Below are 26,579 nucleotides of genomic sequence, written 5' to 3'. Positions count from 1 at the left end.
ATAACTTTTTAAGAAAATTATTAATATAATAGACAGATTTAAATTTAAAATAAGGAAGCTAAATGTCTAACGAAACAAATAGACGAGATTTTCTAGGTTATACATTTGCAGCTGTGGCGGCTGTCGGTGGTGCAGCTTCGCTTGTGGGGATGAAGCAAGCATGGGATCCACTGCCAAGTGTATTAGCTGGTGGATTTACAACTATAGAGCTTAGTGGAATAAAAGCGGGGGAACCAGAAACTTTTACGTGGAGAGGTAAACCAATTTTTGTTCTTAAGAAAACTGCCGAAATGGAAAACAACAAAAGAGATTTAGTAATTGGTGAAGACAGATTCACTGTTGCTATTGGACTTTGTACACACTTAGGTTGTATTCCTGCATGGAAAAAAACAAAGTGGAAATGTGCATGTCACGGTGGGGAATTTAACCCTAGTGCGGAGCAAGTTTTTGGACCTCCTCCAAGACCACTTGATTTACCTCCATTCAGTGTAAAAGGGACACAAATCGTACTTGGTGAAGAGGGTCCTGAATACAAAAAAATCGCTGCTGCGATGAAAAATGCGTAAGGAGTAGTTGATGGCAAAAATTACAAAAGCTAACTCAGTTGGTGAGTGGTTAGATCAAAGATTAAACACAACTACTTTTAACAAAGTGATGATGACTGAATACTGGATTCCAAAAGATATTAACTTCTTATGGGCAATGGGTGTTCTTTTAGCAACAACTTTTGGTATTCTACTTATTTCTGGTATTTTCTTACTTATGTACTACAAACCAGATGTAAACTTAGCATTTGACTCTGTTAACTATACAATTATGCAAGAGGTTGCTTATGGTTGGTTATTTAGACATATGCACGGGGTTGCAGCATCTGTTGTTTTCTTAATTATCTATATTCACATGTTTACAGGTATCTATTATGGTTCTTATAAACAAGGAAGAGAGATGATTTGGATTTCAGGTATGTTATTATTTGTTACTTTCTCAGCAGAAGGTTTCTCAGGATATATGTTACCTTGGGGACAAATGTCATACTGGGCTGCAATGGTTATTACAAACCTATTTGGTGGTGTTCCAGTTATTGGAGATGCACTTGTTGTATGGATTAGAGGTGACTTTAACGTTGCTGATGCTACATTAACAAGATTTTTCATGTTACACGTGTTCTTATTACCACTTGTAATTATGGCTTTAATTGCATTCCACTTCTATACATTAAGAATTCCACACGTTAATAACCAAACTTCTGAAGAGTTTGATTTTGATGCTGAAGCTGAAAAATATCTAAGTGGAAATAAAAAAGAGTCAAAAGTAATTCCTTTCTGGCCTATTTTTATCTCAAAAGATTTAGCTGTTTTAGGTATCTTCTTAATTTTCTATTTCTATTTGGTATTCTTCCACTATAACTTTGCAATGGACCCAGTTAACTTTGATCCAGCAGACAACATGGTTACACCAGCTCACATCTATCCTGAATGGTATTTCCTATGGTCATACGAAGTATTAAGAGGTTTCTTCTTCGATATTGCTGGAGTAAAAGCATTTGATATTGGTCTTGCAGCATTTGGATTTGCAAATATTATTTTTGTAATATTACCATGGTTAGACAGAGATACAAAAATTTTACCAGCACACAAAAGACCAGCTTTCTTTATTTGGTTCTGGATTTTAATGGTTGACTTAATTATATTAACAATTTGGGGGAAACTACCTCCTACAGGTAATAATGCATGGGTAGGTTTCTTTGCAGCAACTGCATTTATCCTTCTATTTGTATTACTTCCAATTGTTACTAAAATTGATGCTAAAAAGAGAGGTGAGTAATGAGAGAATTAAAAGTATTAGCTGTAGTAGTAGTGTTAACACTTGTTACTTACTGGGGAGTTGAACCTTTTGCTCATCATCAAATGCATCCACATGTTGAAGCACCTGATTACTCATTTGCAGATGTTCAAGGGGATGTTGCAGATGTTAAAGCTTTAACAGGAAATGCAGAAAATGGTGCAGTATTAGTACAATCAAATTGTACTGCTTGTCACTCAATTGAGTCACAAGGTTTTCCTCCAATTATGGATGATGCTAGCGCTGCAGCAGCATATGGAGTTGTTCCACCAGATTTAAGTACTGCTGGAAAACTTTATAATGCTGATTATTTAGCTGCTTTTGTTAAAGATCCTGCAAAAGCATCTAAAACTGCTCATAAATTTGTGGATGGAAAAGTTCACCCAATGCCAGGTTATTCATGGATGCAACCTCAAGAGATTGCTGATATTGTTGCATATTTAGTATCTATTGCTCCAAAAGAGATGACAAACAAAGAAGTATTCCAAAATGCTTGTCAAAGATGTCATGGTATCAAATATGGAGATATGATGAATGGAACTATGGCTGCAAAAAGTCCAGTTGAAAATATCAAAGCATATATGGGTAAAATCCCACCAGATTTATCTCAATATATTAGATCTAGAGGTGCTGAATATTTACATGAATTTGTTAATGACCCTCAAAAACACTTAGAAGGTACAGCAATGCCTAGAGTTGGATTAACTCATGAAGCAGAAAAACAAGTTGTAGCTTATATGGAAGAGGTTGGTGATTCTAAGAAAGCTGAGAGAGAAGCATTAGGGCCAAAATTCCTAATCTACTTAGTAATCTTTGCAATTTTTGCGTGGTTATGGAAAGCAAGCAAATGGAGAGAAGTTCATTAAGAACTTCTCTAATAGAATGACTATCTAGGGGTAAAAATATGAAATTTATAAATGTTCTAACTGCTGCAGTATTAACTGTTTCTGTTGCTTCTGCACAAGATGTTATGCAAAAATCTATGGCTATAATGGAGGAAGGTATGACTCAGATTCAAAAAGGTTTTTTGAATAACAATATCGATTTAATTACAAGTGGTGCAAAACTAGTTCACGATGGGAATAAACTATTCTCTGATGTAAAAGTAATTTCTCAATATTTACCAGAGAATAAAAAACATATGGTAAATGTTGCTGAAAATGCTGCAAAAAGAATTGAATTAGATGTAAATGTTTTAGAATTAAATCTTGAAGAAAAAGCTTATATTAATGCTGCAAATGCATATTCTGATATGTTAAATGCATGTGCAAGATGCCACTCTATTGTTAGAAGCTGGTAGGGAATAAAAGTAGAGAATTTTCTCTACTTTTAAACTAATATTTTTGAACTAACAGAGACTACAGCCGTCTCACTTCTTAAAATCAAATTTGAATTAAATCCAACAACTTTTTCATCTAAGAAACCTTTTCTCTCATTTTTTGAGAAACCGCCTTCACAACCAATTACTAAAGTTTTAACCTCATCAATTTTTGTGTCTATATGATTTAAAGAGAAATCTAACATAAAAGAGTCTGGGTTTTGTTTTAGGAACTCTTTTAAACTATTGCAAATCTCTAATTTTATAATTGAACTTCTTCCACATTGAGATGATGAATTTATAAGAATTTTTTCTAGTTTTTCTATATTGATTTTAAAATTCTTTTGCGAATATTCACAATAGATGAATGTGATTTTATCTACACCTAACTCATTTAAAGATGCTATTACTTTTTCTACAGTTTTTGGATCAACCATACACCAACCAAGATGAAGTTTTTTACTATTTTCAACTACTTTCTCTTCATTTGATTTTAGTTTAAAATCTGCTTTTTTTCTATCTATAAAACTTAGTTCATAATAGTATATAAAGTTATCATTTAAGTTTCTAAAAGGGATAATATCTCCAACTTTATGTCTTCTTGCTTTTATTAGATATTTATATAAATCTCCATCAATTTCTAAATTTGATGATGATGCATTAGAATGAAACGTAAACTGCATTAGAATACTTTACTGATTGCAAAAACTATAATAAGTGTAAAAATTTCTATTATGTATATTTTTTTTGCAAACTCTCTAAATTCAAGTTGCAAGTTCACTTCATTAGATTTAATTACACGCATTTTTTTATATCTTTTAATCTCTAAAACCATTAAAAAAATTGATGTTGGTATCATTAATGCTACTTTAATTGAAAGAGTAGTTGAATAAGCTGCAACAATTGCTCCTGTATAGATAACAACGGCATTACATAAATGATAAATTGGCGTCATAAATTTCAATCTTTTTGCTAGTTTAATATGACTATCTATAGTTGTTACAGAGAAAAGATTAAAAAGTATAATTGCAAAAAATAGATAAATTGTATATACATGTGTTATTACAGCATCGCCCATTATTTCCATGTTAATCTCACTTTTAAAAAATTTTGGTATTATACCTCAATTGTCATAAAAGGATTAAATATGGCTGTAACTGTCAAAGAGGCCTTAGATACTATTTCAAATCTAACTACTAATTTAAAATATGAGATTATTCCTATAGAAGATTGTATTAATAGAATCTGTGCTGAAAATATTTTTGCAAAAATTTGTTTACCTAGATTTAATAACTCTGCAATGGATGGATATGCAATACTTTTTGAAGATGCAAATAAAGAGTTGGAACTAATTGATACAATATTTGCAGGAGATAACAATAATAAATTATTAAAACCTAATACCTGCATAAAGATTATGACTGGAGCAAGGATTCCAGATAACTGTAATGTAATAATCCCTAAAGAGGATTGTACTGAATTAGAAAATGGAAAAATAAAAGTTCCAGAAAACATAAAAATGAATCAACATATTAGATTTATTGGTGAAGATATAGATTGTAATGACCTATTAATAAAAGAGAAAGAGGAGATTAATTTTTCAAAGATTACCCTACTTTCAAGCCAAGGTTTATCTCATATAAAGGTTTATAAAAAACCAAAAATAGTTGTTTTTGCAAGTGGCGAAGAGTTAAAACTTCATTATGAAAAAGCAGAAGATTATCAAATTTATAACTCAAATACTCCAACTTTTATTAGTAGATGTCAAGAGTTAGGATGTGATGTTGATTTTATAGGTCAAGCAAAAGACTCTATTGAAGCAATTAAAGAGCTAATTTTAAACTCACTTGGTGCAGATTTAATTATCACTTCAGGAGGAGTATCAGTTGGAGATGCTGATTTTACCCGTGATGCTTTTAAAGAGGTAGATTGTATTAATATTTTTGAAGGTATAAAAATCAAACCTGGAAAACCTACAGTTTTTGGGAAAATCAAAGATACTTATATTTTAAATCTTCCAGGAAATCCTCTTGCAAGTGCACTTATTTTTGAACTATTTGGAAAATTAATAATTCAAAAACTTTTAGGTTCAAATCTAACTTATCACAACTTTATTTTTTCTAAACTTGGTGAAGATTTAAAAAATAAAAAGGGAAGAATCACTATAATTCCAGGAAATTTTGATGGAAGATACTTTTATTGTGAGAAAAAAAGTAATCCTGGCATGGTTTCAACTCTCTCTAAATGTAATTCATTAATAGTTTTAGATGAGAACGTATCTTTACTAAAAAAAGATTCAGAAGTAAAAGTGCTTCCTATTTCATGGAAGTTTTTCGAAAAAGAGTATAAGGATTTTTTAACAAATGAGTAGAAAAAAAGCAGTATGTATTTTAAGTGGAGGAATGGATTCAAGCCTATCTTCTTATATTGCAAAAAAAGAGGATGGTTATGACATTATTGCTGTTCACTTTAATTATGGACAAAGAACAGAAAAAAGAGAGCTAAAAGCTTTTAGAAACATATGTGAAGATTTAGATATAAAAGAGAAGTATGAGATAGATATACCTTTTTTTACCCAAATAGGCGCAAGTGCTCTTACAGATAAAACAATTGAAGTTCCAACACAAGGTGTAAAACCTGGTGTTCCAATTACTTATGTTCCATTTAGAAATGGAATTTTTCTATCTATTGCAACAGCTATTGCAGAAAAAGAAGAGGCAGAAGCTATTTTTATTGGAGTTGTGGAAGAGGATAGTTCTGGATACCCAGACTGTACTGATTCATTTATAGAAAAAATGACCTCTGCAATTAACCAAGGAACAAAAGAGTCAACAAAAATAAAAATAGAAACCCCTTTAGTAAAACTTATGAAAAGAGATATTGTAAAAAGAGCTTTAGAGTTAAATGTACCATTAGAACACACTTGGTCTTGTTATAAAGAGGAGGAGGAAGCTTGTGGAGTTTGTGACTCTTGTAGATTAAGATTAAATGGGTTTAAAGAGGCAAATGCAATAGATCCAATTCCATATAAGGATTAGTTTTGACGTGGAAAATATCTAAATCTTTTGATTTTTGTTATGGTCATAGAGTTTGGTCGCAGGAACTTAATGCTGAATTTTCTATGGATTCATGCTTAAAGTGTAGACACCTTCATGGACATCAAGGTAAAGTTATAATATATTTAGAGTCAAACAAACTAAACAATGGCATGGTTACAGATTTTAAACACTTAAATTGGTTTAAACACTTTTTAGATGATGTTTTAGATCATAAATTTATTATTGATATAAATGATCCACTATTTCAAACCCTATTACCTCACTACAATAAAGAAGAGTTGCTCAAGTTTCCACAAGGATATATGTTAGTAGATCTAACTAAAATCAAAGATGAACCACAACATATAAAAGAGATGTATGAGGGTTATGTATTAGTTGATTTTGTTCCAACAAGCGAAAATCTTTCAGCTTGGTTTTTAAAAATTGCCGCAGAGAAAATGAGTAAGTTAGGAATAAAAGTTTCTAGTGTAGAGTTTGAAGAGACACCAAAAAGCAAAAGCCACGTTTATGCTTGAAATAAATGAGATTTTTGGACCAACAATACAAGGAGAGGGAAAACTAATAGGAACTCCTTCTATCTTTATTAGAGTTGGAAAATGTAATATGAAATGCGAAGGGTTTAATGTTGAATACGAAACCCCAAGTGGAGTTAAAAAGTGTTCTTGTGATACTTATTACGCCGTTGACCCAGCTTTCAAAGATCAATGGCAACAATTAAGTTCAAAAGAGATTATAGAAAAAGTCAATGAACTAAAACCAGATTATAATGTGGATATTGTAATTACTGGAGGAGAACCTCTTTTATATTGGTTTAATGAAGAGTTTCAAGAACTTTTAAAATATTATGTAACAAATGCTTATAAAGTTACCATTGAGACAAATGCCTCTTTAAATATAGATTTACAACAAGAGTATCAAAAGAAGATTCTATTCTCTATGAGTGTAAAACTCTCAAACTCTTTGGAACCTCTTAAAAAAAGAGTTAATATTGCCACTTTAACAACAATTATAAATGGTACAAAAGAGTCTTATCTTAAGTTTGTTGTTGATAAAAAATTTATTGCACAAGCAGCAAAAGAGATAGAAGAGATCTTAAAAGAGATTCCAGAAGTTGAAGTCTATTTAATGCCAATGGGTGATACAGCAGAAGAGATAAATCAAAATAGTGAGGCTGTAATTAATATGGCAATTAAAAAAGGTTTTAAATATTGTGACCGCCTTCATATAAGGGTTTGGGACAATAAAAGAGGTGTTTAGCTAATTGTGGCTATAATGTAGCCTTTAATTTGTACAATTTACAAAAGGATTTAAATGAAATTTAGTGGAACAAATGTATTAGTAACAGGTGCAAGCAGAGGAATTGGAGCTGAGATTGCAAAAACTTTAGGTGGTTTTGGTCTAAAAGTATGGATTAACTACAGAAGTGGAGCAGAGGCTGCTGAGGCAATTAAAGAAGAGATTGAATCAAATGGCGGAAAAGCTGCAATTATAAAAGCTGATGTTACAAATGAAGATGAGTTCAATGATGCAATTAAAACAATTGTAGATGCAGATGGAGAGCTATCATATCTTGTAAACAATGCAGGTATTACAAGGGATAAATTAGCTCTAAGAATGTCAGTTGAAGATTTCACAGATGTAATTAATGCAAACTTAACTTCTGCGTTTATTGGATGTAAAGCTGCTTTAAAAGTTATGGGTAAAAAAAGATTTGGTTCTATTGTTAATATCTCTTCAATTGTTGGAGAGATGGGAAATCCAGGACAAACTAACTATTCAGCTTCTAAAGGTGGTTTAAATGCAATGACAAAATCATTTGCAAAAGAGGCAGCTGCAAGAAATCTTAGATACAACGCAGTAACTCCAGGGTTTATTCAAACAGATATGACAAATGAGTTAAAAGATGAAGTTAAAGCAGAATATGAAAAAAATATTCCTCTAAGTAGATTTGGTCAACCAAAAGAGATTGCCGAAGCTGTGGCGTTTCTTTTAAGTGATCACTCTTCATATATTACAGGTGAAATTTTGAAAGTAAATGGTGGATTATACGTATAAAAAGATTTATTAAATTTTTTTGTGGTATAATTTGGCGATAATTTTATAAAAGGAAAAAAATATGGCATTATTAGATGATGTGAAAGAAGTAGTAGTTGAGCAACTTGATTGTGATCCGGCTGAAGTTAAAGAAGAATCTAAATTCATCGAGGACTTAGGTGCTGACTCTTTAGACGTTGTTGAATTAGTTATGGCGTTAGAAGAAAAATTCGATATCGAAATCCCTGATGAAGATGCAGAAAAGATTTTAACTGTAGCTGATGCTATTAAATACATCGAAGATAACGCGTAATTTAAACGCTTTATAAATACGTTTAAGCCAGTACTTCTTACTGGCTTTTTTTCTATCTAAAAATTATTTATATTGTTGAGTTTTTTTTAAAGATTGAATTATATAAATATTTTAATTGGAGCTTATTTAATGAAAAGAGTTGTAATAACTGGTTTAGGTACTATTAATTCTATAGGACACTGTGTAGAAGATTCGTTTAAAGCAGTCGTTGCGGGGGAATGTGGTATTGACACCATTTCACTTTTTGATGCAAGTGACTATCCTGTTCAAATTGCAGCTGAAGTTAAAGATTTTGATCCAACAACGGTAATGGATAAAAAAGAGGTTAAAAAAGCTGATAGATTTATACAACTTGGTATTAAAGCCGCTTTAGAAGCTATGTGTGATTCTGGTTTTGCAACAGAAGAGAATAAAAGAGTTGATGAATCTATTGCCTCTAGATTTGGTATTATCTCAGCATCTGGTATTGGTGGATTATCAACAATTGAAAGAAACTCAGTTGTTTGTGAAAACAGAGGTCCAAGAAAAATTTCGCCATTTTTCATCCCTTCATCTTTAGTAAATATGTTAGGTGGATTTATCTCAATTGAGCATGGATTAAAAGGTCCATCACTTTCACATGTTACAGCTTGTGCAGCATCAACTCATGCATTAGCTGACGCATTTAAAACAATTGTTTTAAATGGAGCAGATAGAGTATTAGTTGTGGGTGCTGAAAGTGCAATTTGTGGTGCAGGTGTTGGTGGATTTGCTGCAATGAAAGCATTATCTACTAGAAATGACGATCCTAAAACTGCTTCAAGACCATTTGATAAAGATAGAGATGGTTTTGTAATGGGAGAAGGTGCAGGAGCACTTGTACTTGAAGATTTAGACTCTGCTCTTGAAAGAGGTGCAAAAATCTATTGTGAAGTGATTGGTATTGGAGAGAGTGCTGATGCTAACCATATTACTGCTCCTGTTATGGATGGACCACTAAGAGCTATGAAAGCTGCAATTTCAATGGCTGAAGCAACAGCTGGTGGAAAAATAAAAATTGATTATATAAATACTCACGGAACTTCAACTCCAGTTGGAGATCTAAATGAGTCTAAGGCTATTGTTGAACTGTTTAATGGTGTAGAAAATTGTCCTCCTGTTACATCAACAAAAGGACAAGTTGGTCACTGTTTAGGTGCAGCAGGAGCGATTGAGGCAATTTTTGCAATTAAGGCATTAAATGAGGGGATTATTCCTCCAACAATAAATATTAAAAATCAAGATGAAGAGTGTCAACTAGACTATGTTCCAGATGTAGCTAGAAAAGCTGAACTAAACATTGTTATGAGTAATAACTTTGGGTTTGGTGGAACAAATGCATCTGTAATTTTCAAAAAGTTTGATAAGTAGAGTAGATTTACACTCTTAAGGAATTATATTTTGGCAACATATTTAGATTTTGAAGATAAAATCAAAAAAATAGAAGAAGATATAATCATTGCTAAAACCAAGTCAGATGATTATGCAATTGATATATTAGAAAAAAAACTAGAAAAAGAGGTTGAGAAAACATTTAAAAATTTAAATGATTATCAAAAACTTCAACTAGCACGTCATCCAGACAGACCTTATGCATTAGATTATGTAAGAGGCCTAATGACAAACTATTATGAGATTCATGGTGATAGACATTACAATGATGACAATGCAATAGTTTGTTTTCTTGGCTATATTGGCAAAGAAAAAGTTATGCTTATTGGTGAGCAAAAGGGTCGAGGAACAAAAAACAAACTAAAAAGAAATTTTGGTATGCCAAATCCAGAAGGTTATAGAAAAGCATTAAGAGCTGCTAAAATGGCCGATAAATTTGGTATTCCAATTTTGATGTTAGTTGACACCCCGGGTGCATACCCAGGACTTGGAGCTGAAGAGAGAAATCAAAGTGAAGCAATTGCAAAAAACTTATATGAGTTCTCTGATTTAACTACACCAACAATCTCTGTTGTAATTGGAGAGGGTGGTTCAGGAGGAGCATTAGCTATTTCAGTTGCTGATAAATTGGCAATGATGAGATACTCTGTTTATGCTGTTATTTCACCTGAAGGATGTAGTGCTATTTTATGGAATGATCCTGCAAAAGTTGAGACAGCTGCAAATGCACTTAAAATTACTGCTGAAGCTCTAAAAGATTTAGAACTAGTTGATGATGTAATTAACGAACCTTTAATTGGTGCTCATAGAAAAAAAGAGGAAGCTATTAAAGCTTTAGGTGATTATTTTTTAAATACTCTAGCTGAGTTAAAAAAATTAACACCAGAACAAAGACTTCAAATGAAGTATGAAAAACTTATGAGTTTAGGGAAATTCCAAGAGGATTAAGATAAAAAGTTTGTAGTTTATCTACAAACTTTATCTAACTAACCTACCTACAGGTTCACCACCTAAAATATGAAAATGCAGATGAGGAACTTCTTGCCCTCCATCACTTCCAATATTTGTAATCATTCTATATCCACTCTCTTTTATCTCAAGTTTTGATACAACTTTATGTATAAACTCAGTCATTGAAGCCATTACTTTTGGTGGTATAACATCAAAAGAGTCATAATGTTGCTTTGGAATTACAAGCACATGGATTTTTCTTGCAGGGTTTATGTCATTAAATGCTAGAAAATTTTCATCCTCTAAAACAGTTTGATTTGGAATCTCACCCTTTACAATCTTACAAAAGATACACATCAACTTTCCTTTCTCTAGTTTAAAAAAAATTATAACCAAACTCTAATAAAATTTAAAGTATAATCCCCAAAAATTAAATACAGTTAGAAGACTCAATAATGAGGAGAATTTAATAGTGACACAATGGCTAGAAAAAATAAATAGTGCGAACTCTTTAGAAAGTTTAGAGACTTTAAGGGTTGAAACGTTAGGGAAAAAAGGTGTTCTTACACTAGAATTTGCAAAAATGAAGGATATTCCAGGTCCAGATAAAAAAGCTTTTGCAGAGAATTTAAACAGACAAAAAGCTGAAATTACTGAGGCTTTAGAAGCAAAAAAAATCATTTTAGAGAAAGTGGCTTTAGAAGCAAAACTAAAAGAAGAAAAAATTGATGTAACAAAGTTTAACAATGAACTTTCAACTGGTTCAGTTCACCCTGTTTCATTTACAATGGATAGAATTGTACAATATTTTCAAAATCTAAATTTTGCGGTTGAAGAGGGACCATTAGTAGAAGATGATTTCCATAACTTTGAAGCATTAAACCTTCCAAAATATCATCCAGCAAGAGATATGCAAGATACATTTTATAACAAAGATTATACTCTATTAAGAACGCATACATCTCCTGTACAAATTAGAACTATGTTAAGCCAAAAAACACCTATTAGAATGATAGCTCCAGGAACTGTATTTAGAAGAGATTTCGATTTAACGCATACACCAATGTTTCACCAAATTGAAGCTTTGGTTGTTGATGAAGCAGATAAAATCTCATTTGCAAATCTAAAACACGTTTTAGTTGAATTCTTACACCATATGTTTGGTGAAGTTGATGTTAGATTTAGACCATCATTCTTCCCATTTACAGAACCTAGTGCAGAGGTTGATATCTCATGTGTTTTCTGTAAAGGAAAAGGTTGTAGAGTATGTTCTCAAACAGGTTGGTTAGAAGTATTAGGTTGTGGTGTTGTTGATCAAAACGTATTTGATTCAGTTGGATATAAAAACAAATCAGGATACGCTTTTGGTTTGGGAGTTGAAAGATTTGCAATGTTAATACACAATATTGGAGATTTAAGATCTCTATTTGAAAGCGATTTAAGATTATTAGGACAGTTTAAATGATAGTTACTAGAAATTGGTTACAAGAGTATGTTAATATATCAGATATTTCAACTGATGAGATTTGTAAAACATTAAACTCAATTGGACTTGAAGTTGATAGTTTAAATGTACATAGAATACCTTCAAAAGTTGTTGTTGGTAAGGTTTTAGAAAAAGAGAAACATCCAGATGCAGACAAACTTAACATTTGTCAAGTAGATTTGGGGAATGAAGTTGTTCAAATTGTATGTGGTGCAAAAAATGTAGATGCAGGTCAATTTGTACCCGTTGCTGTTGTTGGATGTGATTTAGGAAATGATTTTAAAATCAAAAAAGCTAAGTTAAGAGGAGTAGAATCAAATGGTATGATTTGCTCTTCAACAGAGATTGGACTTCCAAAACTAAATGATGGTATTTTAGAGTTAGATGAATCAATTGGTAAATTAACTCTTGGAAAAGAGTTAAAGGATTACCCTTTAATGAATGATGATATCATTGAGATAGACTTGACTGCAAATAGAGGAGACTGTCTTAGTATTCATGGTGTTGCTAGAGAACTTGCTGCATTTTATAATTTAAGACTTATTGAACAAGATTTCACAGTTGAGCCAAATGATTTAGGTATTGGACAGATATTAGAAGTAGAAAGTTCTAATAATATAGATAGCAAATATATCTATAAAGCAACTGATATGAAAGATTTTAAAATGCCTGTATTATACAAACTAAGAATAGGTATTTTAGAAAAATTCAAAGAGTGTGATATAAGAGATATTATTACCTATGTTAGCCATTCAACGGGTGTAATTCTTAATGCCTATGCAAGAAATGATTTTAAAACAAATAAATCTGATATTGCTGTTTTAGAGATAAAAAAAGATAAACAAGGTTTTGATGTAGTTTCAGGGAAAGATAAACTAAGCACTATGTGTATTGAGCATGGGGAGATAAATATTGATAAAAGAGGTGAATATATAATTGAAGCAAGTTATATGGACCCAGAACTTTTATCAAAAAAAGTTTTTGAAACAAAAAGAAAAACTGGAGAGATTTATTATAGATCTTCTAGGGGGAGTGAACCTTATTTAGAGTTCGGAATTGATTCATTTTGTTGTTTGGCTTCAAGAGCAGGAGCTAAACTATATAATGGAAATGAATCATTTAATGATTATAATGAAAAACATACACTTGATGTAAATATTGATAAAATCAACTCTATTATTGGTCAAAATATAGAAAAAGCGACTATTGAAAAAATATTAAGTTCTTTGGGATTTACAGTAAAAGATGTTGCTAAAGAGGTTTTATCTCTACAAATTCCACTATATAGACATGATATAAAAAATATAGCAGATGTAACGGAAGAGATTGTAAGAATTATTGGAATTGATAATATAAAAGCAAAACCCCTTGCAATTGATGAAGTAAATAGAATAAATCAAACTTCTCTTAATTTGATAAAAAGAAATAGATTAAGATTTAAAGCTATTGAAAATGGATTTTATGAAACAATTACTTATGTATTTTCAGATAAAGAGAAGTTGAAAAAATACTCTATACCTACAGTAAAAACTTCACTTGATATCTTAAATCCTATTGTAAAAGAGCTTGATACATTTAGAACAACAATCTCTTTAAATTTAATTGAAGCCTGTGCAAATAATATGAAACTTGGTTTTAGATCTGCTGCATTCTTTGAAATAGGAAAAATTTTTGATAATAATAGAGCTGAAAAAAGTGTTATCTCTTTTGTTTTTAGTGGACAAAAAGAGAGTGAATCAGTTTCAAATGCAGGAAAACCTCAAAATATTGAGTTCTTTGATTTTGCAAAAAAGATTTTAAATACAATAGGTAAATTTGATTTAGCTCCATTAAAAAAAGTTCCAAATGATTTAGTTCATCCATACCAAAATGGTGCTGTTTTAGTAGATGGAAAAGAGATTGGATTTATCTCAAAGCTACATCCAAGCGTTGCAGCTGATTATGACTTAAGTGATACTTTTATAGCTGAGATTGAATTTGATGCAATTAAAAATGATTTGACAAAAGTTCAAAGCTACTCTAAATTTCAATCATCAAGAAAAGATTTAAGTATAGTTGTTCCAAAAACAATGGATTATAAGAAAATCAAAGATGTAATAAGTTCAATTGAAGATGAAAACATTAAACAATTTAACTTAATAGATATCTATAGTGATGAAAAACTTGGAAATAATGAGAGTTTAACAATTAGATTTATTTTACAAAACAATCAAAAAACTCTTGAAGAAGAAGATATTAGCTCAACAATGGGTAAAATATTAGACTCTTTAAAAGAGAAATTAAACCTTACATTAAGAGACTAAGAGGTAAAAATGGAAAACTTTAGCATAAAAAAATTGTCTAAGGCTTTTGATATTGAAATTGACTCAATTGCAAGTGATAAATCAATTTCACATAGATGTGCAATGTTTTCTATTTTTTCTAATGAAACCTCTATTATTAGAAACTTTTTAACAGCTGAAGATACTCTAAACTCTTTAGCTATTGTAGAACAATTAGGAGCAAAAATAAAAAGAGATGGCTCTTATGTTGAGATAACTCCAACTAGTAATTTAACAGAACCAAGTGATGTTTTAGATTGTGGGAACTCTGGAACTGCAATGAGACTTTTTTGTGGTCTTTTGGCTTCTGTTGATGGAAGTTTTGTTTTAAGTGGAGATAAATATCTAAGAAATAGACCTATGAAAAGAGTTGCTGATCCATTAAGAAGTATTGGAGCTAATATTGATGGTAGAGAAAATGGTAACAAAGCTCCACTTTTCATACGTGGGGTTAAAGAGTTAAAACCCTTTACTTATCATTCACCAGTTGATTCTGCACAAGTAAAATCAGCTATGATTCTTGCAGCTCTTAGAGCTACAGGTGTATCAAAATATAAAGAGAATGAACTCACCCGTGATCATACAGAAAGAATGTTAAAAGGTATGGGAGCAAAAATAGAGACAGATAATGAAGGTTTTATAAATATTTATCCTCTACAAGGTCATCTAAAACCACTTAATATTACAGTTCCAACAGATCCAAGCTCTGCTTTCTTTTTTGCTCTTGCCGCTGCAATTACTCCAAATAGTAGAGTTTTAATAAAAAATGTAACTTTAAATCCAACAAGAATTGGAGCCTATGAAATTTTAAAAAGAATGGGTGTAGAGATTAACTATATTCAAAAAGAGAATATTTATGAACCAATTGGTGATATTGAAGTAAAACACAAAGAGTTAAATGGTGTTGTTGTTGAAGATAATATCTCTTGGCTTATTGATGAACTTCCTGCACTATCAATTGCTATGAGTTTAGCAAAAGGGAAATCTTTAGTTAAAAATGCCGCTGAACTTAGAGTTAAAGAATCTGATAGAATAAAATCAGTAGTAACAAACTTAGAAAAGTGTGGGGTTTCTTATACTGAATTTGAAGATGGTTATGAAATTATTGGAGGAAGCTTAAATAAAGCATGCATTAACTCACATGGAGATCATAGAATTGCAATGAGTTTTTCTATTGCAGGATTGGTTTGCGATATGGATATAGAAGATGTTGATTGTATCTTAACCTCTTTTCCAAATTTTAAAGAGATACTAGACTCACTTAGAGATTAAAAGTAATATATATTATTTATTTTAGAATTCAGTTCTTTAAATAAAATCGATTTTTTAAAAAGTAAAATATAAACTTCTCCAAAAAGAGAATGCTTTAAGGATAAAGATGAGAGTAAAACTAGCTTCAAGTTATGGTTTCTGCTTTGGTGTAAAAAGAGCAATAAAAATAGCTGAAGGGTATCATAATTCTTCAACTATGGGACCACTTATTCACAATCAAAATGAGATTGATAGATTAAAAAATGATTATAATGTAGGTTTATACAACAGCTTAAGTGATGTAAAACCTAAAGATACTGTAATAATTAGAACCCATGGTATTCCAAAAAATGATTTAAAAGAGTTAAGACAAAAAGATGCAAAAGTTATAAATGCGACTTGCCCTTTCGTTACAACTCCTCAACAAATAGTAAAAAAAATGTCTGAAGAGAACTACTCAATTCTTATATTTGGAGATGAAAATCATCCAGAAGTTCAAGGTGTAAAATCGTATGGCAAAGATACAGATGATGTTCATGTTGTTTTATGTAAAGATGACCTTGAAAAAATAAATTTCAAATATGACAAAATTGCAACAGTTGCACAAACTACAAGAAAAAAAGAGATCTACTTAGAGATAGTTAATGCACTAATTTTGAAAAACAAAGAAGTTAGAGTATTTAATACAATATGTGATGCGACTTTTGAGAATCAAGATGCAGCAAGAGAACTCTCAAAAGAGGTTGATGTAATGATTGTAATTGGAGGTAAAAACTCATCAAATACGAAACAACTTCATTCAATCTGTCTTGAGAATTGTGAAGACTCTTTTTTAATTGAAAATATTGAAGAGTTAGATATTTCTTGGCTAAAAAATAAAACTCTTTGCGGTATAACGGCGGGTGCATCGACTCCTGATTGGATTATCCAACAAGTTGTTACAAAAATTGAAAATGTGTAAATCTAACTATTTTAAGTAAACTTTAGATATAATCAAACCCATTTAATAAAAAACGGTTAATACGAAGGAATAAAATGGGTATCGAAGATATAGAATTAGGTGAAGACTTTGATTTCGCGCAAATGTTAGAAGAGTCTTTTGAGAATGCTGAGAATAACTCTGTAGTTGATGGTGTAATTGTTGAAATTACTGATGATAGTGTACTTGTAGATGTAGGTCAAAAAATCGAAGGTAAACTGAATATCTCTGAAATAACAATAAATGGAGAGGTTCAATTTAAAGCTGGAGATACTATTCCTGTTATGTTAATGGGGAATAAAGGTGAAAGACCATCTATCTCATACAAAAAAGTTCTTCAAAAAGAAAAATTTGATGCTTTTGTAAAAGAGCATGGTGAAGATGTAGAAGATGTAACTATCGAAGCTAAAATTGTATCTGTAAAAAATAAAGGTGGTTTTATTTTAGAGGATGATACAGGATTAGAATATTTCATGCCTATGGCTCAATCTTACTTAAAAACACAAGGTGCTATTGGTAAAAAAGTTAAAGCAAAAGTTTTAAAAGTAAACACTGCACAAAACTCAATTATAGTTTCTAGAAAAAAACTTATTGAAGAATCAAAACTTCAAAAAGATTCAAAAGTAAATGAAATTTTAGAAAAAAATGAACCAATCACTGGTATCGTTAAAAAAATCACTTCTTATGGAATGTTTATTGATTTAGGTGGAATTGATGGACTTGTTAATTACAATGAAATATCTTATAAAGGTCCAGTTAATCCTGCAAATTATTATAGTGAAGGTGATGAAGTATCTGTTATTGTTTTATCTTATGACAAAGCAAAACAACACTTGTCTCTATCAATTAAAGCTGCTCTTCCAAACCCTTGGGAAGAGATTAAAGATGAATTAGAAGTTGGTGATACAATCACTGTAACTGTATCTAACTTTGAATCTTATGGTGCATTTGTTGATTTAGGAAATGATATTGAGGGACTATTACATATCTCTGAAATCTCTTGGAATAAAAATTTAAAAAATCCAAAAGATGTTTTAACTTTGGGTGAAGAGATTAATGTTGAAGTAATTGAGCTTGATGTTGCTAAAAAAAGATTAAGAGTATCTCTTAAAAATTTACAAGAGAAACCTTTTACAAAATTCCTAAAAGAGCATAAAGTTGGTGATGTATTAAAAGGTAAAATTGCTACATTAACTGATTTTGGAGCATTCGTTACACTTGGAGAAGTTGATGGATTACTTCACAATGAAGAGGCTGCTTGGGAATCTAATGCAAAATGTAAATCACTTTATAAAAAAGGTGACGAAGTAGAAGTAAAAATCATCAAAGTTGATAAAGAAAAAGAAAATATTTCATTGTCAGTTAAAGAGATTGCTGACTCTCCTGCAAAAAGCTTCCAAAATGAACATAAAATGGGAGATATTGTAAAAGGACCTGTTAAAGATAAAAAAGATTTTGGAATTTTTATTAAATTAGATGACAATTTAGATGGTCTAATTAGAAATGAAGATTTTGGTCCTTTAAATGCTGATGAAGTAAATATTGGTGATGAGTTAGAAGCAGTAGTAATCAACATTGATACTAAAAAAAATAGAGTTAGATTATCTATTAAAAGATTAGAGCAACAACAAGAGAGAGAAGTTCTAAAAGCAGTTAATGATGACAGTTCAATGACTTTAGGTGATCTATTAAAAGACCAAATTAAATAGTTTAAGGAATCAAAAAAAATGAGTAAACACACCATTGTTGTTTGTGACCATATTCATGAAGATGGATTAAATATATTAAAAAATACTGAAGATGTAAATTATGTATATGCAGCAGATATAGATAAAGTTAAATTACTTGATATAATCAAAGATGCAGATGTTGCAATTACAAGATCTTCAACAGACGTAGATGAGAAATTTTTAGAAGCAGGAAAAAATTTAAAAGCAATTATCAGAGCTGGTGTTGGTTATGATAATGTTGATATGGAAGGTTGTAGCAAAAGAGGAATCATTGCTATGAACGTTCCTACTGCAAATACTATTGCTGCAGTTGAATTAACTATGGCACATATGTTATCTTGTATGAGAAAATTTCCATACGCACACAATCAACTTAAAAATGATAGAATCTGGAAAAGAGAAGATTGGTATGGAAATGAACTTTTTGGGAAAAAACTAGGTATTATCGGTTTTGGTAATATTGGACATAGAGTTGGACTTAGAGCAAAAAGTTTTGAGATGGATGTTGTAACGTATGACCCATATATTCCATCAACAAAAGCTACAGATTTAGGAATAAAATATACAACAAATTTCCAAGATATATTAGCATGTGACATTATCACTATTCATACACCAAAAAATAAAGAAACAATCGATATGATTGGTGAAGAAGAGATTGCTAAAATGAAAGATGGTGTTATCCTTATTAACTGTGCAAGAGGTGGTTTATATAATGAAGATGCCCTATATAACAACCTTAAATCAGGTAAAATCGCAATGGCTGGAATTGATGTATTTAAAAAAGAACCAGCAACAGATAACAAACTTTTAGACCTTCCAAATCTAACTGTAACAGCTCACTTAGGAGCTAATACAAAAGAGTCTCAAAAGAAAATAGCAATACAAGCAGCAGAAAATGCAATTGAATCAGCAAGAGGAGTCTCATATCCAAATGCACTTAACTTACCAATAGATGAAACAAAAATTCCTTCTTTTGTAAAACCATATATTGAATTAACACAAAAAATTGCTTTCCTTTCAGCACAATTAGATAAATCTCCAATTAGATCTATCTCTGTTTGCGCTCAAGGTGAAATAAAAGAGTATTTAGAGCCATTAGTGACATTTGCAACAGTTGGAGCACTAAGTGTATCTGCTGGAAGTGATGTTAACTATGTAAATGCAAACTTTTTAGCACAAGAGAAAGGTATCACATTTGATACTTGCGAAGTTACTCATAAAAGTGGCTACAGCAATAAAGTAACTGTTAAAATAACAACAGAAAAAAGAGTAAATACAATCTCTGGAACAGTATTTGATGATAATGTGCAAAGAGTTGTAGGACTTGATGGATTTGATTTTGACATTGAACCTAAAGGTAAAATGATCTTAATGAGAAACAACGATGTACCAGGTGTAATTGGAACTGTTGGAAAACTATTAGGAGATAGAAATATAAATATCTCTGACTTTAGACTAGCACGTGGCAAAAATAATGATGCTCTTGCTATTATATTAGTTGATGAATCAATTAATAATAAAATTTTAGAAGAAATTAGTAACATCGAAGCTGCAATTGCAGTTTCATATGCAGAAATCTAAGGAGAACATTAAATGGCTAATATTTCAATGAGTGAATTAAAAAAAGGTCTTAAAATCGAACTTGATGGAGTACCTTACAAAATCGTTGAATATCAACACGTAAAACCTGGAAAGGGTGCAGCTTTTGTTAGATGTAAAATTAAGTCATTTTTAAATGGTAAAGTTATCGAAAAAACTTTCCATGCTGGAGATAAATGTACTACTCCTGATTTACAGCAAAAAACTATGCAGTTTTTATATGATGATGGTGAATTACTACAATTTATGGACAATGTTACATATGAACAAATTGGTTTAACATATGATCAAGTAGGTGAAGCATTTGATTGGATTATTGATGGAATGAGCGTTGATATGATGTTCTTTAATGGTAATGCAATTACTGTTGAGCCACCAATGATTGTTGAACTTAAAATTGTTGATACACCACCTAACTTTAAAGGTGATTCTCAAGGTGGTAAAAAACCTGCTACATTAGAGTCTGGTGCAGTTGTGCAAATACCTTTTCATATTCTAGAAGGTGATGTTATTAGATGTGACACTAGAACTGGTGAGTATATCGAAAAAGTAAAATAAAACTATAAATCTTTATTGCTATAAACGGCGATAAAGATTTATTTTCCTCAGTCACTTACACTTGTAAGCTCCCTCCTCAAATAAACCCCTCTCTTGTTTCTAACAATAAATATTTATAGTTTTCAAAAGTAGTTATGTATTAAGAGAAAAACTATCCAATATAATAATAAGTATTTTTCTTAGTAAAATTATTATCTTAAAAATAGATATAAACTTATTAGATTTAAAAGTCATATTTTTAAGTAACTAGAAGGAAAAGAAAGAAATTTATGAGGGAGTTTACTTAAGTAAATGACTGATTGAATTTCCTTATTTGACGAAGAGATTGCTAAAAAGATGGCTTTTAATACTATTTACGTTTTAGATAGATAATTTTCTCTTTCCCTATCATATTCTCATGGATAATCTCAAAGTCTTGGTCTATATCATTTAAAGCATTTAGTCCTTTTCTAATCTTTGGACTAACTAATAGAACAACAAAATCTATTCTCTCTTTTAGAATTTCCATTAAACTATAAGTTCCTTCAACCATAACAAACTTATAATCTAACAGTTTAAACAAATCATCACTAATAATAACTTCCCTATTTGGCACTTTAAATAAAGGAATACTATTATCAAAAACCTTATTTTTAGAGTATATCATTACATTTGGGGCACGTCCAACTATATATCTTGCATCTAAAGTTGGTTTATCACTTCTAACTGTATTTCCACCTATTAACATCAAATCAATTTTATCTCTTAATGTATGGGTTAAAGCCAAGGTTTGATTTGAAGATATATTTCCATCAATAGAACCATTTAGAGTCATAGCCATTTTAAAAAAGATAAAAGTTCCACTTCTCCATTTAATAAAAGGATATAAAAGATTATAAGCTACTTTTTCCATACAGCCTAAGCTTATCTCTATTCCTGCTTCATTTAAGCTCTCACAGCCACCGCTTGCTTCTTTATTTATATCTTTATGCGCAATAATTACTCTTTTTGGTTTTATCTCTTTTAAAAGATTAGCACATGCAGGAGTTTTCCCTATGTGATTACAAGGTTCTAATGTAACAAATACTTCACAGTCATGGAAAAACCCATTATGATTTTTTATTAAATAATCATGTATCTCGTGACTACTATTTTTCATTTTTAATAAATTATTTGGATTTTTTTTAATATATGCAGCTTTTAAAGCATTAACTTCAGCATGTGCTTCTCCAGCTTCATGGTGAGCTTCAATAGCTAAAATTTCACCATTTTTAACAACAGTACAACCAACAGCTGGATTTGGATATGTTAAGAGTTGGTATTTCCAAGCTTCATCAATAGCCAACTTCATATAAAAATTATCATCAATTTTCATTATGCCTGCTTATTGAATAAAAGAAAACTTCCAGCTGCAATCATAATTGAACCAGCAGTGTAATTTAATCTTTTTAGTGATTTTTTTGATTTTAATAGTTGTTTAGCTTTATTTGCCAAAATTGATACAAACATTAATCCTATCATTAAAGCAACAATTGTTAAGAAAGATACCCAAATTATATCATTAGTATTTAATGATTTTATATCCAAAAATGTTGGTAAAAATGCAATATAAAATAATATTACTTTAGGATTAGAAGCCGAGATAAGGAATCCTTGAATAAAAGTTAAAAGGAAATCTTTTTTTAGTTTCTCTTTTTTCTGTGTCTTTTCTAACTCTATTGGTGCAGTAAACATTTTATATCCAAGATAAAATAGATAAACCGCACCTAAAATTCTAATTGCTTCAAATAAAAAAGCATAATTATGCGCAATTGTAGCTAATCCTAAACATGCAAATATTAGATAAATTACATCACTTATTGTCATACCGAGAGCTAAAGGAATACATTGTTTTGCACCAAGTGTCATACCTCTTGCAAGAAGAGCAAATACACCTGGACCTGGTGTTATTCCAAATATTAATATTGCTAGAAAAAATGTTAAAGAGCTTTCAAAACTCATTTTAAAAGCCTATATTACCACTCAAAATATGTTGAAGCACTAGAGATTTGATCATATGTAATTGTCTCTTCACCATGCTCAGTTTTTAATTTTATCTCATTCTCATCAGCAGAGATTAACTCCCCTTTGAGAACATTTTTATCAAAATCTTTAAGTTTTACTTTTTCACCAATTGAAGCAATAAAATGCAAAGGTTTTTTTAATTTTCTTTCAATCCCTGGAGAGCTTACTTCAAGGTTGTATTTTCCTTGCATAGGCTCTTCAATGTCTAATATTGGAGATATTAATCTAGAGATTTCTGCACATTTATCTAAAGATACTCCATCTTTTGAAGTTATATAAACTCTATAAATATTGCTATCATTCTCTTTTAGAGTAACAATATCATAAACTTCAGCACCGCAACCCTTAACTGCGATTTGTATTGACTCTTCTAAATTCATTCTTTGCTCTTTTTCTTTTCTATTTGTTTAAAAAGATCTTCAATATGTTTTGAAGACTCTAATGAGTTGTCATTTACAAACTTAAATGTTGGACATTTATACCAACCTGTTGCACTCAATACATAAGTTTTTAGTCTTCCATTTGCTTTTGTTAAAGCTGAAATTACACCGGGAATCTCTTTTTCATTAAAATCACTACCATCAAAATATACAGTTGCATCATACTTTCCATTTTTGCAGTTAACGCTAGTAATTGGTAGTGAACAAATTCTCTCATCATTTAGAGTTGATAATGCTTCAGGTATCAACTCCATTAAAAGTGATTCTGTTCTTTGTAAATTAATACTTTTCAAACTAACTCTCTTTAGTCAATATGAACTTTTTCTTCAATTTGGATAAATGTTTCAATAAAATCTCCAACTTTAATATCATTGAATTTATCAAACATAATACCACACTCATAACCGTTTGCAACCTCTTTAACATCATCTTTAAATCTTTTTAATGATGAAATTTTTCCTGTATATGTTACAACACCATCTCTGATGATTCTTGCTAGTCCACCTCTGATAACTTTACCATCAGTTACTAAACATCCTGCTACAGTTCCAACTTTTGGTACAACGAATGTATCTCTAACCTCTGCTTGACCAGTGTTTTCTTCTCTAATTATTGCACTCATCATACCAGATAATGCATCTTTAACATCATCTATTAAATCATAAATAATTGAGTAAGTATTAATTGTAACACCATCAGCTTTTGCTTTATTTTTAACTGAACCTGTAGGTCTTACATTAAATCCAAGGATAATACAACCCTCACTAGCACTTGCTAATACTAAATCCGATTCAGTAATTCCACCAACACCAGCATGAACTACTTTTACTTTTACTTCATCGTTTTGGATTTTTTCTAAGCTTCCTTTGATAGCTTCAAGTGAACCTGCAACATCAGTTTTGATAATAACTGGAAGTTGTTTGATTTTTCCTTCTGCTATAAGACCACTCATCTCTTCTAAAGATACTTTAGTAGATTTTGAGAGTTCTTTTGCTCTTGCGTGTTCAGCTCTTTTTGTTGCAATATCTCTTGCTTCTTTATCAGAGTCTTGACCAACCATGATTGCACCTGCAGCAGGAACTTCATTTAATCCAAGAACTGTACCTGTTTCTGAAAGTCCCAACTCTTTTACTGGTTTTCCTAAATCATTAGTAATAGCTTTTACTCTTCCGTATGTTGTATCACAAACAATATTATCACCCAATCTTAATATACCATTTTGAACAATAACTGTAGCAACTGGACCTCTACCTTTTTCAAGGGAAGCCTCAACAACAGCAGCTTTTACTTTTGCTTTTGGATCTGCTTTTAACTCTAAAATTTCTGCTTGAAGGAGAATGTTTTCTAGTAAATCATCAATTCCCATTCCAGTATGTGCTGAAACTCCAATAAACTCAACATCTCCACCCCAATCAACAGGAGTCATCTCTCTTTCTGCCATTTGAGCTTTTACCATATCCATATTTGCAGTCTCTTTATCCATTTTGTTAACTGCAACTATAATTGGACATCCTGAAGCTTTTGCATGAGAGATTACCTCTTCAGTTTGTGGCATAACTCCATCATCTGCTGCAACAACAATAATAACAATATCAGTAACATCCGCACCTCTTGCTCTCATTGCTGAGAAAGCGGCGTGACCTGGAGTATCTACAAATGTGATTTTTTGACCACTTTGTTCAATTGTGTAAGCTGAAATATGTTGAGTAATCCCTCCAGCCTCACCAGAAGCAACTTTTGAGCTTCTAATTTTATCTAAAAGTGATGTTTTACCATGGTCAACGTGTCCCATAATTGTTACAACTGGTGGTCTAGTTACAAAGTGAGAAATATCAACTTCTTCTTGGTAATCTTCAACATAGTTTACATCTTCTAGAGCATCTTTTACTGTTACTTCAATTCCAAACTCTTCACCAAGGATTTCCAATTCATCTTGTTTTAAAAAGTCATTTTTTGTAACCATCATTCCAAGACCAAAAAGTACAGTAATTACTTCAGCAGGAGATTTTCCACAAGCTTCTGCAAATTCATAAACTCTAATATCTTCTGGAATAGTAATTTCAGTTATTTCAACATCTTCTCTAACTTGCTTAATTCTTTTCTTTCTTTTCCCTCTTTTTAAACCTTGAGGTCTATTTCCAAATGCTGCAGGTTTTGAAGCTCTTGATTGATTTTTATTATTATCATTTGGTTTTGGATCATCAAAAATTTTTGAAGTATCTGTTAAACCCATATCAAGAAGAACAACCTCTTCCCCTAATAGAGATTCATCACTACGAGAGAACTCTTCATCAGCAACTTCTAAACCAGAGAATTCAATTACTTTTCCATGATCATGAGATCTTGCAGGTTGTTTCTTTTTCTCTTTTTTCTTTGCTGCAATTTTTTGTTGTTGTGCTAAAGAAGGCTTTTCTTCCACAGGTTCATCATTTCCACCTAAAATCTCACTTAATGATTTCATTGGTTTTTTTGCTTGAACCTCTTCTGTTGTTGATGAGTTATTCTCTTTTTTTATTTCAGGTTCAAAATCAGTATCTTTTTTCTTCTTAATGATTTTAAGACCTCTTCTTTTTGGAACAATCTTATTAGGAGTTACGCTCTTTAAAGCTTTTTCTTTTTTAGGTTCTTCACTTTCTACTTCTAAACTATCTTTTTTAGTTTCTACTTTTTTAGTTTCAGGTAAAGCCTCTACTTTTTTCTCTTCAGTCTTCTCTGGCGTTGTCTCTTTTTTTACAACAACTTTTTTAGCTTTTACTGGTTTTTTCTTTAATCTAGTACTTTTACCAGTCATTATATAATTTGCTATCTCTTCAGCATCTTCGAATGAAACTGCACTTTGAGGAGATTTAAGATCAATTCCTAAATCCTTAGCTTTTGCAATAACATCGTTACTACTTGCTCCTGCCTCTTCTGCTATCTCATAAACTCTTACATTATCTGACATGCGTTATTATCTCCTTAAGTTGTCCTAAATAGTCATCTTTGTTTTTACACAATCTGCATAGTGTTTTTTCAAATCTTTTCAAATCTTTTTGATTGTTTTGTGAATTTTCAAAAATAGAAAGACAATCACTACAGATATAAAAACTTCTGCCATTGTTATCAAATGGTACAAGTTTCTTATCTTCACATTTTAAACGAAGTAGCTCATTTTGAGGAAATTTTCCTCTACAAATGACACAAGTTCGTATAGGGCTTTTTAAAATAGTCAATATTATACCTAATTTTTACTTAATCTTATA

General features: G+C 30.9%; 28 protein-coding genes. 19 read left to right on the top strand and 9 right to left on the bottom strand.

Annotation, left to right across the window (positions count from 1 at the left end; translation table 11 throughout):
- The first annotated feature begins 62 nt into the window (after window positions 1-62).
- Genes AEBR_RS02275 through AEBR_RS02260 form a run of 4 tightly spaced genes read left to right on the top strand, consistent with a single transcriptional unit; the run spans window position 63 to window position 3,142 of the window.
- On the top strand, window positions 63-566 hold the full coding sequence (locus tag AEBR_RS02275) for a Rieske 2Fe-2S domain-containing protein (protein ID WP_128979870.1): 504 nt from the start codon (window positions 63-65) through the stop codon (window positions 564-566).
- Between the two features lie 10 nt (window positions 567-576).
- Window positions 577-1,824, top strand: coding sequence for a cytochrome b (locus AEBR_RS02270; RefSeq protein WP_129086881.1), 1,248 nt, complete (start codon window positions 577-579; stop codon window positions 1,822-1,824).
- A complete protein-coding gene (locus tag AEBR_RS02265) occupies window positions 1,824-2,708 on the top strand; it encodes a c-type cytochrome (RefSeq protein WP_128979866.1) in 885 nt (294 codons plus the stop codon). The genes AEBR_RS02270 and AEBR_RS02265 overlap by 1 nt, the downstream gene beginning before the upstream one ends.
- A 38-nt stretch (window positions 2,709-2,746) precedes the next feature.
- A complete protein-coding gene (locus tag AEBR_RS02260) occupies window positions 2,747-3,142 on the top strand; it encodes a hypothetical protein (protein ID WP_129086880.1) in 396 nt (131 codons plus the stop codon).
- Between the two features lie 29 nt (window positions 3,143-3,171).
- Here AEBR_RS02260 and AEBR_RS02255 read toward each other — a convergent pair whose 3' ends face one another.
- Both AEBR_RS02255 and AEBR_RS02250 read right to left on the bottom strand, forming a co-directional pair.
- Complete coding sequence (locus tag AEBR_RS02255) at window positions 3,172-3,843, bottom strand: 16S rRNA (uracil(1498)-N(3))-methyltransferase (RefSeq protein ID WP_129086879.1); 672 nt, start codon at window positions 3,841-3,843, stop codon at window positions 3,172-3,174.
- Entirely contained in the window at window positions 3,843-4,247 is a 405-nt protein-coding gene (locus AEBR_RS02250) for a hypothetical protein (protein ID WP_129086878.1), read from the bottom strand. Before AEBR_RS02250 ends, AEBR_RS02255 begins: the two co-directional genes overlap by 1 nt.
- A 60-nt stretch (window positions 4,248-4,307) precedes the next feature.
- Here AEBR_RS02250 and AEBR_RS02245 point away from each other — a divergent pair, with 60 nt between their 5' ends.
- The 8 genes from AEBR_RS02245 to accA all read left to right on the top strand — a co-directional run bounded on the left by AEBR_RS02245 (window position 4,308) and on the right by accA (window position 10,924).
- Complete coding sequence (locus AEBR_RS02245) at window positions 4,308-5,531, top strand: molybdopterin molybdotransferase MoeA (protein WP_129086877.1); 1,224 nt, start codon at window positions 4,308-4,310, stop codon at window positions 5,529-5,531.
- Complete coding sequence (gene queC, locus AEBR_RS02240) at window positions 5,524-6,198, top strand: 7-cyano-7-deazaguanine synthase QueC (protein ID WP_129086876.1); 675 nt, start codon at window positions 5,524-5,526, stop codon at window positions 6,196-6,198. Before AEBR_RS02245 ends, queC begins: the two co-directional genes overlap by 8 nt.
- A gap of 2 nt (window positions 6,199-6,200) precedes the next feature.
- Window positions 6,201-6,734 (top strand): 6-carboxytetrahydropterin synthase, encoded by a 534-nt coding sequence (locus tag AEBR_RS02235; RefSeq protein ID WP_129086875.1) that lies wholly within the window; start codon window positions 6,201-6,203, stop codon window positions 6,732-6,734.
- A complete protein-coding gene (locus AEBR_RS02230; RefSeq protein WP_129086874.1) occupies window positions 6,727-7,476 on the top strand; it encodes a 7-carboxy-7-deazaguanine synthase QueE in 750 nt (249 codons plus the stop codon). Before AEBR_RS02235 ends, AEBR_RS02230 begins: the two co-directional genes overlap by 8 nt.
- A gap of 54 nt (window positions 7,477-7,530) precedes the next feature.
- Entirely contained in the window at window positions 7,531-8,274 is a 744-nt protein-coding gene (fabG, locus tag AEBR_RS02225; protein WP_128979850.1) for a 3-oxoacyl-ACP reductase FabG, read from the top strand.
- A gap of 61 nt (window positions 8,275-8,335) precedes the next feature.
- Complete coding sequence (acpP, locus tag AEBR_RS02220; RefSeq protein ID WP_128979848.1) at window positions 8,336-8,566, top strand: acyl carrier protein; 231 nt, start codon at window positions 8,336-8,338, stop codon at window positions 8,564-8,566.
- A gap of 129 nt (window positions 8,567-8,695) precedes the next feature.
- Entirely contained in the window at window positions 8,696-9,955 is a 1,260-nt protein-coding gene (locus AEBR_RS02215) for a beta-ketoacyl-ACP synthase II (RefSeq protein WP_129086873.1), read from the top strand.
- Between the two features lie 30 nt (window positions 9,956-9,985).
- The gene (gene accA, locus AEBR_RS02210; RefSeq protein ID WP_128979844.1) at window positions 9,986-10,924 is read left to right on the top strand and encodes an acetyl-CoA carboxylase carboxyl transferase subunit alpha; all 939 of its coding nucleotides are present in this window, start codon (window positions 9,986-9,988) and stop codon (window positions 10,922-10,924) included.
- Between the two features lie 30 nt (window positions 10,925-10,954).
- On the opposite strand, the gene AEBR_RS02205 is transcribed toward accA, so the two are convergent.
- Window positions 10,955-11,284 (bottom strand): histidine triad nucleotide-binding protein, encoded by a 330-nt coding sequence (locus AEBR_RS02205; RefSeq protein WP_129086872.1) that lies wholly within the window; start codon window positions 11,282-11,284, stop codon window positions 10,955-10,957.
- Between the two features lie 115 nt (window positions 11,285-11,399).
- Here AEBR_RS02205 and pheS point away from each other — a divergent pair, with 115 nt between their 5' ends.
- The 7 genes from pheS to efp all read left to right on the top strand — a co-directional run bounded on the left by pheS (window position 11,400) and on the right by efp (window position 20,854).
- Window positions 11,400-12,392 carry a phenylalanine--tRNA ligase subunit alpha gene (pheS, locus tag AEBR_RS02200; RefSeq protein WP_129086871.1) on the top strand — a complete coding sequence of 331 codons (993 nt, stop codon included), beginning with the start codon at window positions 11,400-11,402 and terminating at the stop codon, window positions 12,390-12,392.
- Window positions 12,389-14,716, top strand: a complete 2,328-nt coding sequence (gene pheT / locus AEBR_RS02195; protein WP_129086870.1) for a phenylalanine--tRNA ligase subunit beta — start codon at window positions 12,389-12,391, stop codon at window positions 14,714-14,716. The genes pheS and pheT overlap by 4 nt, the downstream gene beginning before the upstream one ends.
- Window positions 14,717-14,725: 9 nt before the next feature.
- Window positions 14,726-16,006, top strand: coding sequence for a 3-phosphoshikimate 1-carboxyvinyltransferase (aroA, locus tag AEBR_RS02190; protein ID WP_129086869.1), 1,281 nt, complete (start codon window positions 14,726-14,728; stop codon window positions 16,004-16,006).
- Between the two features lie 106 nt (window positions 16,007-16,112).
- Entirely contained in the window at window positions 16,113-16,946 is an 834-nt protein-coding gene (locus AEBR_RS02185; RefSeq protein ID WP_129086868.1) for a 4-hydroxy-3-methylbut-2-enyl diphosphate reductase, read from the top strand.
- A 74-nt stretch (window positions 16,947-17,020) separates the two neighbouring features.
- On the top strand, window positions 17,021-18,673 hold the full coding sequence (locus AEBR_RS02180; protein ID WP_129086867.1) for a 30S ribosomal protein S1: 1,653 nt from the start codon (window positions 17,021-17,023) through the stop codon (window positions 18,671-18,673).
- 18 nt (window positions 18,674-18,691) lie between these two features.
- Window positions 18,692-20,278, top strand: a complete 1,587-nt coding sequence (gene serA, locus AEBR_RS02175) for a phosphoglycerate dehydrogenase (protein ID WP_129086866.1) — start codon at window positions 18,692-18,694, stop codon at window positions 20,276-20,278.
- Window positions 20,279-20,290: 12 nt separating this feature from the next.
- The gene (efp, locus tag AEBR_RS02170; RefSeq protein ID WP_129086865.1) at window positions 20,291-20,854 is read left to right on the top strand and encodes an elongation factor P; all 564 of its coding nucleotides are present in this window, start codon (window positions 20,291-20,293) and stop codon (window positions 20,852-20,854) included.
- A 349-nt stretch (window positions 20,855-21,203) separates the two neighbouring features.
- Here efp and ribD read toward each other — a convergent pair whose 3' ends face one another.
- The 6 genes from ribD to AEBR_RS02140 are packed head-to-tail and all read right to left on the bottom strand — an operon-like array spanning window position 21,204 to window position 26,549.
- On the bottom strand, window positions 21,204-22,208 hold the full coding sequence (gene ribD / locus AEBR_RS02165; RefSeq protein ID WP_129086864.1) for a bifunctional diaminohydroxyphosphoribosylaminopyrimidine deaminase/5-amino-6-(5-phosphoribosylamino)uracil reductase RibD: 1,005 nt from the start codon (window positions 22,206-22,208) through the stop codon (window positions 21,204-21,206).
- Complete coding sequence (locus AEBR_RS02160; RefSeq protein ID WP_129086863.1) at window positions 22,208-22,834, bottom strand: LysE family translocator; 627 nt, start codon at window positions 22,832-22,834, stop codon at window positions 22,208-22,210. The genes ribD and AEBR_RS02160 overlap by 1 nt, the downstream gene beginning before the upstream one ends.
- Window positions 22,835-22,848: 14 nt before the next feature.
- Window positions 22,849-23,277, bottom strand: a complete 429-nt coding sequence (rimP, locus tag AEBR_RS02155) for a ribosome maturation factor RimP (protein ID WP_128979820.1) — start codon at window positions 23,275-23,277, stop codon at window positions 22,849-22,851.
- Window positions 23,274-23,630 carry a 30S ribosome-binding factor RbfA gene (gene rbfA, locus AEBR_RS02150; RefSeq protein WP_128979818.1) on the bottom strand — a complete coding sequence of 119 codons (357 nt, stop codon included), beginning with the start codon at window positions 23,628-23,630 and terminating at the stop codon, window positions 23,274-23,276. The genes rimP and rbfA overlap by 4 nt, the downstream gene beginning before the upstream one ends.
- Before the next feature lie 11 nt (window positions 23,631-23,641).
- Complete coding sequence (gene infB / locus AEBR_RS02145) at window positions 23,642-26,281, bottom strand: translation initiation factor IF-2 (protein ID WP_129086862.1); 2,640 nt, start codon at window positions 26,279-26,281, stop codon at window positions 23,642-23,644.
- Window positions 26,271-26,549 (bottom strand): DUF448 domain-containing protein, encoded by a 279-nt coding sequence (locus AEBR_RS02140; RefSeq protein ID WP_128979814.1) that lies wholly within the window; start codon window positions 26,547-26,549, stop codon window positions 26,271-26,273. Before AEBR_RS02140 ends, infB begins: the two co-directional genes overlap by 11 nt.
- Window positions 26,550-26,579 lie beyond the last annotated feature (30 nt).

The organism is Halarcobacter ebronensis, from assembly GCF_013201825.1.
In the GTDB taxonomy this organism is placed as follows: Bacteria; Campylobacterota; Campylobacteria; order Campylobacterales; family Arcobacteraceae; genus Halarcobacter; species Halarcobacter ebronensis.
Note: the sequence above shows the minus strand (reverse complement) of the source record. Positions and strands in the feature narration are given on the sequence as shown.

What these genes read in the sequence shown, in the direction of transcription:
- efp (WP_129086865.1), top strand. Translation starts at nt 20,291, where the DNA reads ATGGCTAATATTTCAATGAGTGAATTAAAAAAAGGTCTTAAAATCGAA.
- acpP (WP_128979848.1), top strand. Translation starts at nt 8,336, where the DNA reads ATGGCATTATTAGATGATGTGAAAGAAGTAGTAGTTGAGCAACTTGAT.
- rimP (WP_128979820.1), bottom strand. Translation starts at nt 23,277, where the DNA reads ATGAATTTAGAAGAGTCAATACAAATCGCAGTTAAGGGTTGCGGTGCT.
- AEBR_RS02255 (WP_129086879.1), bottom strand. Translation starts at nt 3,843, where the DNA reads ATGCAGTTTACGTTTCATTCTAATGCATCATCATCAAATTTAGAAATT.
- AEBR_RS02260 (WP_129086880.1), top strand. Translation starts at nt 2,747, where the DNA reads ATGAAATTTATAAATGTTCTAACTGCTGCAGTATTAACTGTTTCTGTT.
- AEBR_RS02230 (WP_129086874.1), top strand. Translation starts at nt 6,727, where the DNA reads ATGCTTGAAATAAATGAGATTTTTGGACCAACAATACAAGGAGAGGGA.
- AEBR_RS02270 (WP_129086881.1), top strand. Translation starts at nt 577, where the DNA reads ATGGCAAAAATTACAAAAGCTAACTCAGTTGGTGAGTGGTTAGATCAA.
- AEBR_RS02180 (WP_129086867.1), top strand. Translation starts at nt 17,021, where the DNA reads ATGGGTATCGAAGATATAGAATTAGGTGAAGACTTTGATTTCGCGCAA.
- AEBR_RS02215 (WP_129086873.1), top strand. Translation starts at nt 8,696, where the DNA reads ATGAAAAGAGTTGTAATAACTGGTTTAGGTACTATTAATTCTATAGGA.
- aroA (WP_129086869.1), top strand. Translation starts at nt 14,726, where the DNA reads ATGGAAAACTTTAGCATAAAAAAATTGTCTAAGGCTTTTGATATTGAA.
- AEBR_RS02205 (WP_129086872.1), bottom strand. Translation starts at nt 11,284, where the DNA reads ATGTGTATCTTTTGTAAGATTGTAAAGGGTGAGATTCCAAATCAAACT.
- infB (WP_129086862.1), bottom strand. Translation starts at nt 26,281, where the DNA reads ATGTCAGATAATGTAAGAGTTTATGAGATAGCAGAAGAGGCAGGAGCA.
- AEBR_RS02265 (WP_128979866.1), top strand. Translation starts at nt 1,824, where the DNA reads ATGAGAGAATTAAAAGTATTAGCTGTAGTAGTAGTGTTAACACTTGTT.
- ribD (WP_129086864.1), bottom strand. Translation starts at nt 22,208, where the DNA reads ATGAAAATTGATGATAATTTTTATATGAAGTTGGCTATTGATGAAGCT.
- fabG (WP_128979850.1), top strand. Translation starts at nt 7,531, where the DNA reads ATGAAATTTAGTGGAACAAATGTATTAGTAACAGGTGCAAGCAGAGGA.
- AEBR_RS02250 (WP_129086878.1), bottom strand. Translation starts at nt 4,247, where the DNA reads ATGGAAATAATGGGCGATGCTGTAATAACACATGTATATACAATTTAT.
- queC (WP_129086876.1), top strand. Translation starts at nt 5,524, where the DNA reads ATGAGTAGAAAAAAAGCAGTATGTATTTTAAGTGGAGGAATGGATTCA.
- AEBR_RS02245 (WP_129086877.1), top strand. Translation starts at nt 4,308, where the DNA reads ATGGCTGTAACTGTCAAAGAGGCCTTAGATACTATTTCAAATCTAACT.
- AEBR_RS02275 (WP_128979870.1), top strand. Translation starts at nt 63, where the DNA reads ATGTCTAACGAAACAAATAGACGAGATTTTCTAGGTTATACATTTGCA.
- serA (WP_129086866.1), top strand. Translation starts at nt 18,692, where the DNA reads ATGAGTAAACACACCATTGTTGTTTGTGACCATATTCATGAAGATGGA.
- AEBR_RS02185 (WP_129086868.1), top strand. Translation starts at nt 16,113, where the DNA reads ATGAGAGTAAAACTAGCTTCAAGTTATGGTTTCTGCTTTGGTGTAAAA.
- pheT (WP_129086870.1), top strand. Translation starts at nt 12,389, where the DNA reads ATGATAGTTACTAGAAATTGGTTACAAGAGTATGTTAATATATCAGAT.
- AEBR_RS02160 (WP_129086863.1), bottom strand. Translation starts at nt 22,834, where the DNA reads ATGAGTTTTGAAAGCTCTTTAACATTTTTTCTAGCAATATTAATATTT.